Genomic DNA, 15361 nt, shown 5'->3' with positions numbered 1-15361 from the left:
CTGGCGCGTCGCGGGCAGCTCGAGCTGCAGGGCTTTATCAGGACTTAATGGTTGCCGTGTGTTGGTAAGACTTCTATTGATTGCACTACTGCTGGCGGTATCGGCCTGCAGCTCCAATTCCTCCAGCCCTGGCGGCAACGCGCCCCTCAAGGCCGGTGAGTATCGGGTCAAGCGTGGTGACACGCTGTATTCGATTGCCAGCCGCAATGGCACGAACTGGAAGGAAGTGGCGCGGCTCAACGGCCTCCGGGCGCCCTATACCGTGGAAGTCGGCCAGGTGCTGCGGGTTGGCGGTGCGGCCAGGACCACCCGGGTGGTCAGCAGCAAGTCGCGCAGCACCGCCAGCAAGAGCAAGGGCAAGGCCGCGCCGCCTGCCCCGCCGATGCCCAAGGTCACCTTGCAGGGCTGGAGCTGGCCACTGCGCGGGGTGCTGATCGGCCGCTTCTCGCCCACCGGCAAGCTCAACCAGGGCATCCGCATCGCCACCACCCAGGGCCAGCCGATCCACGCCACCCTGGGCGGCAAGGTGGCGTTCGCCGGCTATATGCGCGGCTACGGCAACCTGATGATCCTCCAGCACGGCCCCTCCTACACCAGCACCTACGCCTACAACAGCCGCCTGGTGGTCAAGGAGGGCCAGATGGTAATCAAGGGCCAGAAGATCGCCGAGGCCGGGTCCCAGGACACCGACCGCGCCCAGTTGTATTTCGAGATCCGCGCCAACAGCGTGCCCGTCGACCCGTTGCGCCTGTTGCCGCCGGGCTGAGTGGCGTCTTGCCCCACAAGGCGCCGGCTGGACGCAGAAGAAACAACTCGGGGGTTTCAAGCATGGTAGTGGCCAGGGCCGGCGCTATCATTTGCCGGAGGGTTTGAGCGGGGGTATTTCAGCCCCTGGCGCTCGAAGTCCCTGTCCCGAGACGGGGCCGGCACAGCACCTGGGTTATCGTCCCGAGCGGTAACCTGCCCGCCAACCTGCTCTTCCTGCGTCCCCCTTACTGCCATGCAGATACAACCATTGGCCTGGATAACTCATGTCCACGAACACTCACGCCTGCAATAAAGCGCCGTCCCGAATCTTTCTGGTCTTTCTGACGCTGTCACTGATGGTGTCCTTGATGAACAGCAGCGTGCCGACGCCGCTGTACCCCTTCTATAAGCAACAGTTGCAGTTGAGCGCCGTAGAGCTGACGTTGATCTTCGGCGTGTACGGCGTCGGCGTCCTGCTGTCGCTGCTGACCCTGGCCGGGATCGCCGGGCGCCTGCCGGACCTGCGCAAGCTCTTGCTGCCCGCCGCCAGCCTGGTGGTGCTGGGCGCCTGGCTTTTTTCCCAGGGCAACTCCCTGTGGCAACTGGGTAGCGGGCGGCTGATCGCAGGCCTGGGCTCGGGGGCGATGACCGTCGGGATCAACCTGGCGCTGTTGCGCTTCGGCCCCGCCGACAACGGCAAGCTCGCGGCGCTGCTGGCCACCCTGGCGATGGTCAGCGGGCTGGCCCTGGGCCCGCTGCTCAGCGGTGCCGCCCTGCAGCTGGAGCTCTATCCCCTGATGCTGCCGTTCTGGTTGATCATGCTCCTGGGGCTGGCGGCCTGCGTCGGTGTGCTGGGATGCTGGCCGTCAGCGCCGACCCTAGCGCCGACCGTTGCCGACCCGCCGCCGATCAAGTCCCCCGGGCTGGTCCAGAGCCTGCAGGGCATTGGCCTGCCCTATCACCTGTGCGCCTGGGCGGTGTTTTTCAGTTGGTCGTTTGCCGCCTGCGTGTTCGTCATCGGCCCTGGAGCCGCCGAGCAACTGCTGGGGCTGCAGGACCACGGAATATTCGGCTACGGCATTTGCGCCTATCTGCTGATCGCCGGGGCCAGCCAGCTGTTCTGCCAGCGCCTGGAGGCCCGGCGCGCCCTGCTGGGCGGCCTGCTGTGCCAGAACCTGGCCTTCGTCATGCTGCTGATGGCCTTCTACCAGGGCTCCTTGCTGTTGGCGGTGCTGGCCATGATCGTCGGCGGCTACGCCTACGGCGCAATCTTCGTCGGCAGTGCCCGGCTGATCAACCAACTGGCCCAAGGCCGTAGCCACGGCACGCTCATCGCCTACTTCTACATGACCATCTACGGCTTCAATGCCGTGCCGATTCCCCTCGGCCTGCTGGTGGACTCATCCGGCATGGCCCGGGCGATCAACAGCGCGCTGATCGTGTTCCTCGTGCTCGGCAGCGCGCTGTTGCTGATGGCCCACAGAACCCGCCTGGCCTGCCCGCGCCCGTGACCGCGGAGCCGGGTCCAAGCCACCACCGGCACCGCTAGCTGCCGCTCTTGACCTTGCTCCAGACCCGGGTGCGTACCCGCTCCAGTTTCAACGGCAGCGGCTCCAGCGGGAACAGAGTGTCGAGCACCGCCTGGCTCGGGTAGACGCTGGGGTTGTCGCGGATCTTCTGCTCGATCAGCGCCTTGGCGGCCAGGTTGCCGTTGGGGTACTTCAGGTAGTTGGTGGTCTGGGCGATCACTGCCGGGCGCAGCATGTAGTCGATGAACTGCAGCCCCTGTTGCGGGTTGGGTGCATCGTTGAGCAGCACCAGGCTTTCGACCCAGATCGGCGCGCCCTCCCCAGGGATGCGGTATTCGATATGCCGGCCATTGCCGGCCGCTTCCGAGGCGGTCCTGGCGTCCAGCACGCCACCGGCCCAGCCCAGCACCACGCAGATATTGCCGTTGGCCAGGTCGGTGATGAATTTCGAGGAATCGAAGTAGCGCACATAGGGGCGCAGCTTCAGCAACAGGGCCTCGGCCTGGCGATAGTCCTCGGGCTTCTGGCTGTTGTAGGGCAGGCCCAGGTAGTGCAAGGCGATGGGAATTACTTCGCCTGGGGCATCCAGCATGGCCACGCCGCACTGGCTGAGCTTGGCCAGGTTGTCTTCCTTGAAGATCAGGTCCCAGGAATCCACCGGCGCGTCGGCGCCGAGGATCGCCCTGACCTTGTCGGCGTCATAGCCGATGCCGGTGGTGCCCCACAGGTAGGGCACGGCGTAGCGGTTGCCCGGGTCGTTGCCCTGGACCTTGGCCAGGATCTGCGGGTCCAGGTGGGACCAGTTGGGCAATTGGCTGCGGTCCAGCTCCTTGAGCACCCCGGCCTTGATCAGGTTCGGCAGCAGGTCGCCGGTGGCCACCACCACGTCGTAGCCGCTGCGCCCGGCCATCAGCTTGCTCTGCATGACATCGCTGTTGTCGAACACGTCGTAGGTCGCAACGATCGAGGTTTGCGCCTGGAAGTCCTTGGTGGTGTCCGGGGCGATAAAGTCGTACCAGTTGTAGATGTGTACCTGGGGCTCGGCGCTGGCGGCGCAGGCCAGGCTGAAACTGAACACCAAGGCCAGGGCCCGTCGGGCGCAGCGCATGCTTGTCATCGGGATACTCCACAGCGCCGGCTTCCGCCCCTGGGGGGACAGCACCGTGCCTGCTGATAGTGGGATTGTTGTGGCAGGAATCAGAGCGCTGAAGCTGAGTCAGGGAATCAACAGTTCACGACGACCGTCCGGGTGGTCGATGCGTTCGCCGTTCAAGAACAAGCGACGGTCGCTGAGGTAGTGGTAATCGCGGCGGGCAGCCTGGAGCTGCTGCGGATCGAGGCTGACCACCTGCCGGCACTCATCGCGCCCGGCCTCGAACAGCACCCGGCCGAACGGATCGATGGCGGCGCTGCCACCGGCGAACACCAGCCCGTCGTCGCCCTCGCCGACCCGATTGACCATCACCGCGAACAGCTGGTTCTCCTGGGCCCGGGCCATGATCGCGGTGCGGTGCACCGGCCCATAAGGGTCCATATTGCCGTTGCTGACGATGATCAGCTCGGCCCCCAGCTGCGCCAGGGCCCGAGCGCTTTCCGGCAGCTCGATGTCGTAGCAGATCAGGAGGCCGACCCGCAGGCCCTTCCACAGCACCGTGGCATAGCGGTCACCGGGGCGAAAGTCGCCGCGCTCCGAGGGCCACAGATGGGTCTTGCGGTAATGCAGCGCGATGCCTTCGGGGGTCAGCAGCAACGAGCTGTTGTAGTAGTGGCCTTCGGCACTTTCCGCCAGGCCGATGACCACCGCCACATTGCGCTGGCGCACCACCTGCAGCACCGCCTGCACGCTCGGCCCGTCGAGGGGCTCGGCGCACAGCGGCAATTGTTCGGCGCCGACGAACCCGCTCAGGCAGGTTTCCGGAAACACCAGCAGATCGGTGTCCGCGGCGCAGGTTGTAATGGCTTCGAGCACCCGCCCCAGGTTATAAACGCTGTCGCCGTCACGGCCAGCCAGTTGCACCAGTTCAATCTTCATCTCTGATCCTTGCACGCGTTGGAGGCGTCGCCGATGGCCGCTACAGGCACCGGCGACCCTTGGAGTATGGAGCGCCGCACAGCGGCAAAGAATCACTTCGATGGGGTACCCCGCTATGGGTAGCGAAACGCACCTGACCTTGCAGGATGTGGCCTGGCACGACGCCGTGGGCCGCTTGATCGAAACCCTGGACCAGGAGCATTTCTGGAGCGCGCTGGTACGCCTGCTCCGCCACTACGTGCCGGTGGACAACTGGGTGGTGCTGATCTTCAGCCCTGGCCGGCCCCGGGTCCTGGCCGAGTCCGCGGCGGCAGACGGCGAGCCGGACGCCCTGTTCCAGGACTACCTCAAGGGCCTGTACCTGCTGGACCCGTTCTACATCCACAACCGGGAAACGCCCCGCAGCGGCCTGTTTCGCCTGGAGGACGTGGCCCCGGAATGCTTCGAGCAGACCGACTACTACCAGCGCTATTTCCGCCTCAACGTGGTGGCCGACGAGGTGCACATCAATGTCCAGCTCGATGGCCAGCGCACCCTCAGCCTGTCCCTGGGCTGCCAGTGCCGCTTCAGCCCCGAGCAGACCGCCCTGCTGGGGCTGGTCCAGCCCTGGGTGGCGGCGCTGATGCGCCAGCGCCTGGTGTTCGAGCGCGAGCCGGCGGATCTGCCCCAGCCCGCGCCCAGCTGGCAGAGCCGCCTGGAACAGGCCACCTGGCAATCAGGCACGGCCCTTTCGGCACGGGAAATGGAAGTGGTTCAACTGCTGCTCAGCGGCTGCTCGAACAAGGAAATCGCGCGCAAGCTGGCGATTTCCGCCGAAACCGTGAAGGTGCATCGCAAGCACCTGTACAGCAAGCTGGGGATCAAGTCCCAGTCCGAGCTGTTCGCCCTGTTCCTGCAGGCCCAGGAAGGTGGCGAGCAAGGCTAGAGAGGCAAAAAAAAGCGAGCGGACCACTCAAGGTGCGCTCGCCAGATCAAATCGTGGATCGGCCCGGCTGCGGGCACCCGCAGCGGTCGGTCAGGCAACCCGTCAGCGGGTGCCGGGCCATCGCTTTCAGCGGCGCCAGCCCACCTGCTCCAGGGCCGCCAGCAGGCCCTCGGGCTTCAAGGCCAGGACTTGGCGGCCACAGCCGCTCAGGTCATCGGCGGCCAGCATCGCATTCAGGATCGCCTCCTCCACAGCATCCGCAGCGGCCAGGAACAGTGCCGAGATGTAGTCGTTGTTGACCATTTGCACAGCCGTGGTCGGTGCCCCCGGATGCCCGTGGTTGGCCACCGGCAGGTTGCGGTTGCCCACCGAGAACGCCAGGAAGATATCGCCGCTGGAATCCTCAGTCCCGCCACCGACCCGGGCCAGGCCGACACTGGCTCGCTGTGCCAGCCGGGTGCACTGGTGCGGCAACAAGGGTGCATCGGTGGCAATGGTGATGACGATCGAACCCATGCCCGGCTCGCCGACATGGCCCGCGCCCTTGAACGGCGATGCCACCTCAGCCAGCACCCGGCCCACCGGGTAGCCCGCTACGCGCAACTCTTCGCGCACGCCATAGTTGGCCTGTACCAGTGCACCCACGGTCCAGCCCCCCTGCTCCTGGCTCAAGACCCGCGATGCAGTGCCGATGCCCCCCTTGAATTCATGGCAAATCATCCCGGTGCCGCCGCCGACATTGCCCTCGGCCACCGGCCCCGAACGTGCCTCGCCCAGGGCCGCCGCCACATGCTCGGCCGTGACATGCTGCCCCCAGATATCGCTCAGCACCCCGTCGTAGGTCTCCAGCACCACCGGCATGCACCAGTAGGTGTGTTGCCTGGCCATCTCCCGCTCGGCCGCCACCAGCGCATCGCGGACCACACCCACGCTGTGGGTGTTGGTGTAGGCAATCGGCGAAGCCAGCAGGCCCGCCTCGCGAATCCACTCCAGGCCCGTGGCGTCACCATTGCCATTGAGCACATGGACCCCGGCAAAGCAGGGTTCCAGGTGCGCCGATCCGCTGCGCGGCTCGATCACCGTCACCCCGGTATGAATCGACGCCTCGGCGGTTTCCAGGCTGAGGGTGTGATGGCCGACCCGCACGCCGGGCACATCGGTAATAGCGTTGTAGACGCCTGGGGTACCCGAACCCAAGGTGATGCCAAGGTCGCGTAAACGCATTGTTGCACTCTCCACATTCGATCGATTAAGGGCTCGAAGTGTAGGAACCTGCACTGCAATTGACGATAACCCTCATTTGTTACCCCCAGCAGGTTAATGCCCTGCGGGTAACTAAAGCCCACCGACCGCTTCGCAAAAGTTACTGCCGACGGTGATAAAAGTTAATAAAAGCAGACCCGGCAATATGCATGATCAGCACAAATCAGCAGGCGGACCCTGCTCTTCGAAAGAGCCAGGCGATTCAACTCGCAATCATCAACTCGATAATCAACCGAACACAGCCCGCCCTGAGAAGTTCATCTCTGAAGTTGGGAAAACCCTTGGCAGTTAACGCGGAGCAAACCAGGGTGCCGGCACTTCAGCCTGAACGGTAATCGTCTTGACCTGGGTATAGGCATTCAGGGTTTCGCGGCAGAACTCACGGCCGATGCCACTGTTCTTGTAGCCGCCAAAGGCGGTGCCATCACTGATATTGGAGTAGCGGTTGATCCACACCGAACCAGCCTCCAGACGGTTGGCGGTGGCCATGGCGTTCTTCAGGTTCGCGGTATAGATCCCGGCGGCCAGGCCGTATTCGGTGTCATTGGCCTGGGCGATCATCTCTTCGTAATCGTTCCACTGGATCAACGACAGCACCGGACCGAAAATCTCTTCCTGGCAAATACGCATGTGATTGCCGGCGAGCAACACCGTGGGCTGGATGAAATAGCCCGCCTCGCAACCGGCAACTTCGGCCCGTGCGCCCCCTACCAGCAGCGTGGCGCCCTCGGCTATGCCGATATCGATGTATTCCAGGACCTTGCGCCCCTGATGGGCCGAGACCAGGCAACTGACCCGGGATTCTTCATCCAGGGGCGAGCCGACCCTGACCCGCCGGAACGACTCGATCAGCTTGTCCTTGAAGGCCTCGAAAATATCCCCGTGGACAAACAGCCGGGTGCCGGCCAGGCACGACTGGCCGTTGTTGTGAATCGCCGCGAAGGTGGCGTTATCCACCACGGCGTCAAGGTCCTCGACATCGGCAAAGACGATATTCGCGCTCTTGCCCCCCAGCTCCAGGGTCGCCGGCACCAGGCGCTCGGCAGCCACCCCGGCGACAATCCTGCCCACTTCGGTGCTGCCGGTGAACGACAGTTTGCGCACCTGCGGATGGGCACTCAGGGCCGCCCCCACCACTTCACCGAGGCCGGTGACGATGTTGACCACCCCGGCGGGGAAAATCCGCGCGATATGCCGCCCCAGCTCCAGGGTCGACAGCGAGGCATTTTCATCGGGCTTGAGCACCACGGTGTTGCCCGCGGCCAAGGCCGGCGCCAGCTTGAATGCCGCCATGATGGCCGGTGCGTTCCAGGGAATGATCTGCCCGCAAACGCCCAGGGGCTCACGCTTGCCCAGGGCATAGCCACCAGCGATCTCGCGACCATGGTCCTCATGGGCCAGGATCACCGAGGCAAAGTAGCGGTAGTGCCGCACTGCGGTTTGGTAGTCCTTGCGCACTTCACTGATGCAGCGCCCAACGTCCAGGGCATCGATCCGCGCCAGGCGTTCACTGTCGGCCTCCACTGCATCGGCCAGGGCATTGATCAGCCGTGCGCGCTCCTGCTGCCCCAGGGCTTTCCATCCGGCAAAGGCGCCATGGGCAGCACTGACCGCACGATCAACATCCTGTTCATTGCAGTAATGGATAGTTGCCAGGCACTTGCCCGTCGCCGGGTCCTGTGCGGTAAATGTGCCGTTATTGTTTATTTCAAATACGCCGTTAATCAACGGCCCGTACACTTCAGAAAATTCGACGTTCATGATCCTGCCTCTTGAAATTGAAACTCTCGACAAACTGCTATAGGGATAAAAATGGTGCTTTATATATCTCGCTGGATAATCACGGTGTTAACATCCCTCTCCCACTTTCAACAACACAACGGATGACCAATGGACCCGCTCTCAGGTGTTCTGTCTTTATTGCGCATTCGCAACTATCACTCTGCAACATTGAAACTGGCAGGCGATTGGGCATTCAGCTTTCCTGAAAATGCCGGGATCAAGTTCACCACCGTGGTCCAGGGTGGCTGCTGGTTATTAGTTGAAGGCGAACAACCACAACAACTGCAACAAGGTGATTGCTTCCTGATGACCCGAGGCGTTCCCTTCGCCCTCTACAGCGATATGACTCAGGTTGCGCTGGATTCCACCCCGTACTTTCGACGGCTCGCCGAAGATGAGATCGCCCTCGATCACGGTGGCGAGCAGACCCAACTGGTCGGCGGCCGCTTCGAGTTCACCGGAGTGCCGGCCCAGGTCCTGCTCAGCACCCTGCCGTCACTGGTCCACATCACCGGGGCTTCAGCCCAGGCGTCCATCCTGCGCTGGGCCCTGGAGCGATTTACCTCGGAGCTGCGCCAACACAAGCCGGGGCGCTCGCTGATGACTGAACACCTGGCTCACATCATGCTCGTTGAAGTGCTGCGGGCTCACCTGAACGCCCTCGGCAGCGAAGGCACCGGCTGGTTTGCCGGCCTCGCCGACCGCAACCTCAGCGCCGCGCTGAGTGCACTGCATGCCGACCCGGCGCGACGCTGGTCCGTGGAAGAGCTGGCCCAACGGGCGAACATGTCGCGCTCGGCCTTCGCCCTGCGCTTCAAGAGCATTGTCGGGGTCGCCCCCATGGAGTACCTGACCCGCTGGCGCATGCTCCTGGCCAGCGACCGCCTGCGCAATGGCGACGACAGCATCTCCAGCATCGCCTTCTCCCTCGGCTACGAATCGGAAAGCGCCTTCAGCACCGCGTTCAAGCGGGTGATGAGCGAAGCGCCGCGGCACTACCAACGCGGGCAACAACGCCGCTAGCGCAAGCCACCGCCGATGATCAGGGTCTCGCCGGTGATCCAGCCGGCAGCGTCCGAGGCCAGGAATGCCACCGCCGGCGCAATGTCCCGGGGGCTGCCGATCCGCCCCAGGGGCGTGATGGACTCGATCCTGCTGCGGAACTCGTCGGCGAAGAAACCACTGGCGTGCACACCCTCGGTCTCCACCAGCCCCGGGTTCACCGAGTTGACGCGGATCTTCCTGGCCCCCAGCTCATTGGCCAGGGTGCGGGTAATGGCGTCCACCGCCCCTTTGGACGCGGTGTAGACCGTGGAGTTGGCCGGGGTGAACGAGGTGACACTGGAGCTGATGTTGACGATGCTGCCACCGGCCGGGTTGAAGTATTCGAGGGCGGCCTGGGAGCAGAGAATCAGGCCCAGGACATTCAAGTCGAAGTGGCGGTGGAAGGCTTCTTCGGTGACTTCGGCCAGGGCCCCGGTGGAATAGACCCCGGCATTGTTGACCAGGATATCCAGGTGGCCGTACTGATGGCCGATGGTCTTGAACAACGCCTTGACCTCAAGGCTTTTCGAGACATCGGCCTGGATCGCAAAGGCCCTGCCGCCCTGCTCGACGATCTGCGTCACCAGCCGCTCGGCATCGGCCTGGCTGCGGGTGTAATTGACGATGACCGTAGCGCCCTCTGCGGCGAGCTGCCTGACGATCTCGGCGCCGATGCCCTTGGAGGAACCGGTCACCAGGGCGATTTTCTTTTCCAGTTTTTTCATGCTTGAACCTTCTGCTGCGCTCGTCAGTCATCTGTTCGCCCAGTGGCACCGGGCGATGGATTGAGCTTAAGCCTGAGGTCCGAGGGTGTTAATCACTGAAAAGCCGGGAAACTTGCTCCAGCGTCCAGGGCAGTGCAAGGCCCGCTCGCCGCGTTGTAGCAGGAACAGGGTGAAGCGAAGGCATGACGGCAGCTAAACAAGGCTGATCTACAGTTACGGATCACAACAGGCTTTGCAGTGGATGCCGAATATCGCCCTCCCGGCCATTCCACCACGCGGGCAGCGGCAGCAGTTCCACTGCCACGCCACCGCGCAGCAGTCGCTGGTGCAGCTCCTCCAGGTAGACCAGCGTCTGTATTCTCGGCTCGACCTGCATCAGCGCTTCCCAAGCCAGTTCAATGTACCGGGCATGAAGCGGCGCCGAGTACTGGGGCATTAGCGATAGGATCCCGTCCTGCTCCAGGCCGAAGTTACCCAGGTAGCTCATTGCGTTCTCGGCCACTACCGCCTGCTGCCCAGGGTTTCTCGGGCGCCGCATGAGCTGCTCCAGCTGCTGTACTGCCTCCGGTGTTCGATACAAGGGGGACGTCATGGAGTTCAGGACCCAGAGATATTTCGACTCCCCCTTGAGATAGGCGTTGGCGATTCCGTTGGGTAGGAAGAACAGCTCCAGGGCCCGACTGATGAGCTCCGGTATTACTGACTGGCTTATATCCTGCAGGTAAGCCATTCGCAGCTCCGGGTCCTGTCGGCTGTAGGTCAGGTTGTTCTGCAACTCCTGGGCCTGACGATAAACCACCGTAGGGTCGTTGCAGCGCCGGGCGATGTCGCGGGCCAGCGCCCGTTCACGCTGGCGCAGGTCGCGCTCAAGCGCGGTGTCATCCTGGGTCGAGTAGTTAAAGAAGGTCCTGATCGCCGTAACACAAGTCTCAGGTTCACGACCGACAACGGCCAGCACGCCTCCCAGCTCGCCGCCGTACAAGAGCGCCATCAGTTCAAGCAGGTCAGCACAGTTTTCAGAGACACGTTCAAACCCGTCGCGCGAGTAGCTCGAACGCGCCTCGTTGCACAGTTGGGCATAGAGAATATTGACAGCCTTGAGCATGTCCGCGGCCACGGCCGCTTCAGCTTCGCCACTTCGATCCACTGCGCCATGAATGAATTCATCAATGATTCGCGGGGTTCTGTGCTCAAGCCAGGCGTCGAAAAACCCTGTGAGCTCGGAAGAGGTAAAGGCCGGTACGCCCACTGCCAGGCTCATCTCGTAGTGGATTTTTTCCAGCCACGACTGGCTATCGATCCGGGCTTTGATCACCTCCTCGAACAGCCCCAGCGCCCAGATGCCTTGCGGGCTGTTGGCGGCATGGGGCGTCATGGCCAGCGCAGCCTGCCGGTGCAGGTTGCACGCCTCTTCATTGGGCGAAGCAAACATCAGTGGCCTGAATGCATTGACGATCTCCTGGAAGTGCTGCGTGAAATACTCCGCCATGCCCGGCTCGCTCTCGCGCAACAGGGTCTGCAGGATAATCCCGCGCCAATCCAGCTCATCCTTTGCGTGCCGATCGCGGGCTGCGCCGAAGACCGACAAGCTGCGGCAGATGCGCTTGGCGTAGCGCGGGTTGCCGGGAAACCACTGGGCGCACTGCTCGATGGCCAGGGCCGGCAGGAACCCACAGCTGTCCGCCAGACTTTTAGCCGCCATTCTCTGCACCTGCTTGGGCGTTGGTGCCGGCAAGGTGAAGGGCAGGTCGATGATCTTGTCGAGAAAATGCTGGGCAGACTCGCCAAAGGCCGCGGAATAGCTGTGCAGCGCCCGGCTGACCAGCGCCTTGTCAAAGGCCAGGACAAACACGAAATCCGGCCAGTCGAGCAGTTCCCGCAGGGCCAGCAGCGTCTGCGGAATCACCTGCGGATCGGCCCGGTCGAGGTCGTCGATGAAGACGATCACCCGCTTCTTTGCCAGTTTTTCGTGCAATGCGCTCAGGTCTTCTGCATCCAGCTGCAGCATGCCGCTGAGCTTGTCGAAAACCACTCCGGATACCTGAGCTGCGGCGCTGATCACCGAGGCGTACTCGGCCGAGTCTGGAAGCGTCACCTGGGCAGTGGAGTTCGACACTTTGCTCAGGGTGTCGGTGACCTTTTTACTCAACCGCTTCAACCAGGGCTGCAAGGGCTCGGCCAGGTTCCTGCGGTGCAACTCCGTGGTCAATTGCAGATAGAACTGCGCCATGAACCCCGCCTCTCCGGTGACCTGCCACACGGGCAAGCGCACCACGATGTCACCGGTCTCCTCGGCAATCTGCTGCAGAAAATTCAGCACGCTGGTCTTGCCGCTGCCCCACGGGCCGTACAGGCCGATCCGGGTGGACCTGCCCGTGGGCGTCGCGGTGATCATGCGCTGGATCAGCTTGGCCACCGGCCAGCGGTCCAGGAGATCGTCGGCGCGTTGAGTGAGCGCCGCATCATGCCCGCCCGGGGCGCTGGATACCTGTGTTGCCGACATCTGCCTAGATCCTTGTGCTGGTTTGCGTTTGCCTGCCGGGCTGGATGAGCCGCAGCCCTATTGCTGCTGCGGCTTGATCAGGTCGATGGAAATCATCTTGTGCATGCCACTGAGCGGCACCATGCGCTTGATGTCCATCTGGTAGAAATCGGTCACCGGGCTGATGGACGCCGGCATGCCGGGGGTGCAGCCGGTCAGGCTGTAGAGGTTCATGTAGTCGGCATTCGGCTCGCCCACGGTGCCCTGGCGCATGGACAGGCTGCAACGCAGGCTGCCCTTGAGCCCCGGGCCGCCGTCACCCTGGACTTCCAGGCGCAACGGGCAGACACCCATGCGTCGCCCGCCCATCCAGGGGTCCTGGGCCTGCGGGCATTCCTGATCGCCGACGGTGGCCATGACCTGGCCCACCAGCTGGCGCAGGTCCTTGTTCTGGTCGGGCCAGACTTCGCCGTTGTCGACCATGCGGTCCTTGATGAACAGGGTGTAGCGCACCGGGAAACCGACCTTGTTGCTGAGCATGAAGGCGCCCTGGGAATAGGCCAGCTTGTCACCGGCCTGGCAACCGGCGCGGTCGGTGACGGCAAACTCGGTGGTGTTGAGGTTCTTCATGTCGGTGCCGCCGTTGAAGCGGATCAGGCACTGGGCCTGCCGGCCATCGCGGCAGCCGTTTTCCATCAGGCGCAAGCCTTTGCCGACCACGGCGCTGTCGTCGATGACAAAGCCGTTGAAGTTGCTCATGTCGCTGGGCAGCACGCGGTTGACTCGCAAGTCGACGAGAAAGTCGCCGTTGGCCGCCAGCGAAGGTTCCAGGTTCATCGAGAAGCGCGCGTTGCACTGCTGCTTCAGGGTCACCTTGAAGTTCTGCACGTCCGGCAGGCCGCCGATCATGCCGGCGGCACCGAACGGCAGGCCGAGCACGCTGCCCAGGGTGGTGAGAATGCCCGAGACCATGACCTTGGTCTTGGCGTAGGCGTCCAGCTCGTCATTGGTCAGGTTGCTGACTTGCGCGTCGCTGAAGTTTTTCGACTGATTCCAGTTGAAGCTGGTGGTGGAGCGGATGGTCCCGCTGAGCCGGGCCTCGTCGCAGGCTCCGCGCTCCTGGCAGAACTTGAGGTTGAAGCCCCAGTCCTTGCTGAAGATATCGAGGAAATTGAACATCGGCTTGCTCAAGGCCATCACCAGCATCCCCTGCTGGCGCGCGCCGATCACCACCGGCCCCGTTTCCAGGCCCTTGACCGTGGCATACCGGGGCACATCGACCGGGTACTTGCGCTCGAAGTCCGAGGAGTTGACGTTGAACGGCGGCTCGAAGGTGATGGGATAGTCGCCTTCGTTCTCGATCACCAGGGTGATGAAATCAGGCTCCGCGGCCTGGGCTTCAAGGCTTAGAGCGGCCAATGGCAGGCCCAGCAGGCAGCTTGTCAGCAACGTTGTCTTGCAATGGGTCCAGAGTCGAGTTCTGCGCATCGCCAATCCTTGAGCATGGGTGAGGGGCGCCTACTTTAAATGCTTTATGGCGCATTGCCACTCCCCCCTCTTGTGCTTATTCAGGATCGGCGTCGCGGGCCCATTCGGCCGCCGTCAGCGCCACCTCGCGGGCTATGCCCCAGTCCAGTTCGGGTTGCACCTTGAACACCTCAGCGTCGTTGCGAATGCCGGGCCAGGGCCGCGACGTACGGCACTCTCTACCGTGCAAACATGCCGATTCCGAGAATCGAACTTCCCCGCACCATTGTTTTTTTCCAGAAGCCGGCTTGCGGGCCAGCAGGACCGCGGGGGTGTTTGCGCATGCCTTCGCTGGCCGGCCAGCGCCTAGGCTAGACGGGCACCGATCAGCTCGAACGACGTTTCAACGTCTCACTGGGCAATTCCCTGAACAGCGCCCGATAGCTGCTGGAGAACCGTCCCAGGTGCCAGAACGACCAGTGCATCGCCACCTCGGCCACGGTGGTCTCGCTGGGCCCGCGGCTGAGCAGTTCGCGGTGCGCGCTGTTGAGCCGGCGCAGGCGCAGCCACTGGCTGGGGGCCATGCCGGTAAAGGCCTTGAACGCGCTTTGCAACTGACGCAGGGAAACCCCGGCCACCTGGGACAACTCCAGCAGGTTGAGGGTTTCCTCGGGGACGTCGGCGGCCCATTGCGCCACCCGCTGCATGATCCCCCGCTCCTCGTTGCGCCGTTGCAGGCCGCCCGGGTCCAGGCGCACGCAGGCGTTGTCGAGGATGTACAGGCAGTCGTCCAGCAGTTGCTGGGTCAGGGCTTCGCGGCTGGGTGGGTCAAAGGTCTGGGACAGGCGGGTCAAGGTGGAACTCAGCCAGCGACAGAACAGGGCGTTCTGCTGGTTGGTCAGCGGCGCCATGAACAGGCCGTCCAGGCGCTCCAGCCCCAGGCCCTGGCGCTGGACGAACTCGGGGCCGAACACCACCGCCACTTCCTGGTAGTTCTCCGGGGTGATCCAGATATTGCGGCTCTCGCCATTGAGCAGGTACAGGGCGTTGTCGCTGCGATCGAAACAGAACGCCAGGGCGCCCTCGGGGGCGCTGAAGTTCTGCTCGACCCGGGTGTTCATGCACTCCTCGTAGATCTCTACGCCCTGCAGGTCGAGGTAGCGCACCAGGCCATTGAAATGCCCGGGGGACATCTGCTGGTAGTGCTGCACCCAACCCGGGGTGGCACGGACCTGCTCGGCCACATCGAAGGTGTTGAAGGCTTGAACCTGGAGCGGATTGGACGCTGTCATCGGGGGACCTTGCGCACTCTTTTGGTGCGCTTTGGTGCTGCTTAAAGTGGATAGATGGAACAACAAGGCTCGC

Annotated in this window: 13 protein-coding genes; 4 read left to right on the top strand and 9 right to left on the bottom strand. The window is 63.4% G+C overall.

Features of this window, described 5'->3' with window-relative positions:
* Nucleotides 1-58 precede the first annotated feature (58 nt).
* Both ACZ5BO_RS17490 and ACZ5BO_RS17485 read left to right on the top strand, forming a co-directional pair.
* Nucleotides 59-766, top strand: a complete 708-nt coding sequence (locus tag ACZ5BO_RS17490) for a peptidoglycan DD-metalloendopeptidase family protein (protein WP_464695884.1) — start codon at nt 59-61, stop codon at nt 764-766.
* Nucleotides 767-1031: 265 nt separating this feature from the next.
* Nucleotides 1032-2258, top strand: coding sequence for an MFS transporter (locus tag ACZ5BO_RS17485; RefSeq protein ID WP_464695883.1), 1227 nt, complete (start codon nt 1032-1034; stop codon nt 2256-2258).
* Nucleotides 2259-2292: 34 nt separating this feature from the next.
* Here ACZ5BO_RS17485 and ACZ5BO_RS17480 read toward each other — a convergent pair whose 3' ends face one another.
* Nucleotides 2293-3384, bottom strand: coding sequence for a polyamine ABC transporter substrate-binding protein (locus ACZ5BO_RS17480; protein WP_464701305.1), 1092 nt, complete (start codon nt 3382-3384; stop codon nt 2293-2295).
* A gap of 108 nt (nt 3385-3492) precedes the next feature.
* Complete coding sequence (locus ACZ5BO_RS17475; RefSeq protein ID WP_025128978.1) at nt 3493-4308, bottom strand: carbon-nitrogen hydrolase family protein; 816 nt, start codon at nt 4306-4308, stop codon at nt 3493-3495.
* A gap of 115 nt (nt 4309-4423) precedes the next feature.
* On the opposite strand from ACZ5BO_RS17475, the gene ACZ5BO_RS17470 reads away from it, so the two are divergent.
* On the top strand, nt 4424-5233 hold the full coding sequence (locus tag ACZ5BO_RS17470) for a helix-turn-helix transcriptional regulator (RefSeq protein ID WP_029978414.1): 810 nt from the start codon (nt 4424-4426) through the stop codon (nt 5231-5233).
* Between the two features lie 126 nt (nt 5234-5359).
* Here the strand turns inward: ACZ5BO_RS17470 and ACZ5BO_RS17465 are convergent, their stop codons facing one another.
* On the bottom strand, nt 5360-6457 hold the full coding sequence (locus tag ACZ5BO_RS17465; RefSeq protein ID WP_025128980.1) for a DmpA family aminopeptidase: 1098 nt from the start codon (nt 6455-6457) through the stop codon (nt 5360-5362).
* A gap of 327 nt (nt 6458-6784) precedes the next feature.
* Nucleotides 6785-8257, bottom strand: a complete 1473-nt coding sequence (locus ACZ5BO_RS17460) for an aldehyde dehydrogenase family protein (protein ID WP_464695882.1) — start codon at nt 8255-8257, stop codon at nt 6785-6787.
* A 129-nt stretch (nt 8258-8386) separates the two neighbouring features.
* Here ACZ5BO_RS17460 and ACZ5BO_RS17455 point away from each other — a divergent pair, with 129 nt between their 5' ends.
* The gene (locus tag ACZ5BO_RS17455) at nt 8387-9301 is read left to right on the top strand and encodes an AraC family transcriptional regulator (protein ID WP_025128982.1); all 915 of its coding nucleotides are present in this window, start codon (nt 8387-8389) and stop codon (nt 9299-9301) included.
* Here ACZ5BO_RS17455 and ACZ5BO_RS17450 read toward each other — a convergent pair.
* From ACZ5BO_RS17450 to ACZ5BO_RS17430, 5 genes are all read right to left on the bottom strand, one after another.
* Nucleotides 9298-10047: an SDR family NAD(P)-dependent oxidoreductase gene (locus ACZ5BO_RS17450; RefSeq protein ID WP_464695881.1), complete on the bottom strand. Its 750-nt coding sequence runs from the start codon at nt 10045-10047 to the stop codon at nt 9298-9300. The two genes, ACZ5BO_RS17455 and ACZ5BO_RS17450, sit on opposite strands and share 4 nt — an antisense overlap.
* Nucleotides 10048-10267: 220 nt before the next feature.
* Nucleotides 10268-12463: a KAP family P-loop NTPase fold protein gene (locus ACZ5BO_RS17445; RefSeq protein WP_464695880.1), complete on the bottom strand. Its 2196-nt coding sequence runs from the start codon at nt 12461-12463 to the stop codon at nt 10268-10270.
* A gap of 144 nt (nt 12464-12607) precedes the next feature.
* Nucleotides 12608-14017 (bottom strand): hypothetical protein, encoded by a 1410-nt coding sequence (locus ACZ5BO_RS17440; RefSeq protein ID WP_464695879.1) that lies wholly within the window; start codon nt 14015-14017, stop codon nt 12608-12610.
* Between the two features lie 76 nt (nt 14018-14093).
* Nucleotides 14094-14246, bottom strand: a complete 153-nt coding sequence (locus ACZ5BO_RS17435) for a hypothetical protein (RefSeq protein WP_464695878.1) — start codon at nt 14244-14246, stop codon at nt 14094-14096.
* Between the two features lie 136 nt (nt 14247-14382).
* Nucleotides 14383-15288 carry a helix-turn-helix domain-containing protein gene (locus tag ACZ5BO_RS17430; RefSeq protein WP_464695876.1) on the bottom strand — a complete coding sequence of 302 codons (906 nt, stop codon included), beginning with the start codon at nt 15286-15288 and terminating at the stop codon, nt 14383-14385.
* Between the last annotated feature and the right edge of the window lie 73 nt (nt 15289-15361).

Source organism: Pseudomonas sp. FFPRI_1 (genome assembly GCF_055384485.1).
Note: the sequence above shows the minus strand (reverse complement) of the source record. Positions and strands in the feature narration are given on the sequence as shown.

What these genes read in the sequence shown, in the direction of transcription:
- ACZ5BO_RS17470 (WP_029978414.1), top strand. Translation starts at nt 4,424, where the DNA reads ATGGGTAGCGAAACGCACCTGACCTTGCAGGATGTGGCCTGGCACGAC.
- ACZ5BO_RS17485 (WP_464695883.1), top strand. Translation starts at nt 1,032, where the DNA reads ATGTCCACGAACACTCACGCCTGCAATAAAGCGCCGTCCCGAATCTTT.
- ACZ5BO_RS17455 (WP_025128982.1), top strand. Translation starts at nt 8,387, where the DNA reads ATGGACCCGCTCTCAGGTGTTCTGTCTTTATTGCGCATTCGCAACTAT.
- ACZ5BO_RS17465 (WP_025128980.1), bottom strand. Translation starts at nt 6,457, where the DNA reads ATGCGTTTACGCGACCTTGGCATCACCTTGGGTTCGGGTACCCCAGGC.
- ACZ5BO_RS17480 (WP_464701305.1), bottom strand. Translation starts at nt 3,384, where the DNA reads ATGCGCTGCGCCCGACGGGCCCTGGCCTTGGTGTTCAGTTTCAGCCTG.
- ACZ5BO_RS17450 (WP_464695881.1), bottom strand. Translation starts at nt 10,047, where the DNA reads ATGAAAAAACTGGAAAAGAAAATCGCCCTGGTGACCGGTTCCTCCAAG.
- ACZ5BO_RS17460 (WP_464695882.1), bottom strand. Translation starts at nt 8,257, where the DNA reads ATGAACGTCGAATTTTCTGAAGTGTACGGGCCGTTGATTAACGGCGTA.
- ACZ5BO_RS17475 (WP_025128978.1), bottom strand. Translation starts at nt 4,308, where the DNA reads ATGAAGATTGAACTGGTGCAACTGGCTGGCCGTGACGGCGACAGCGTT.
- ACZ5BO_RS17430 (WP_464695876.1), bottom strand. Translation starts at nt 15,288, where the DNA reads ATGACAGCGTCCAATCCGCTCCAGGTTCAAGCCTTCAACACCTTCGAT.
- ACZ5BO_RS17440 (WP_464695879.1), bottom strand. Translation starts at nt 14,017, where the DNA reads ATGCGCAGAACTCGACTCTGGACCCATTGCAAGACAACGTTGCTGACA.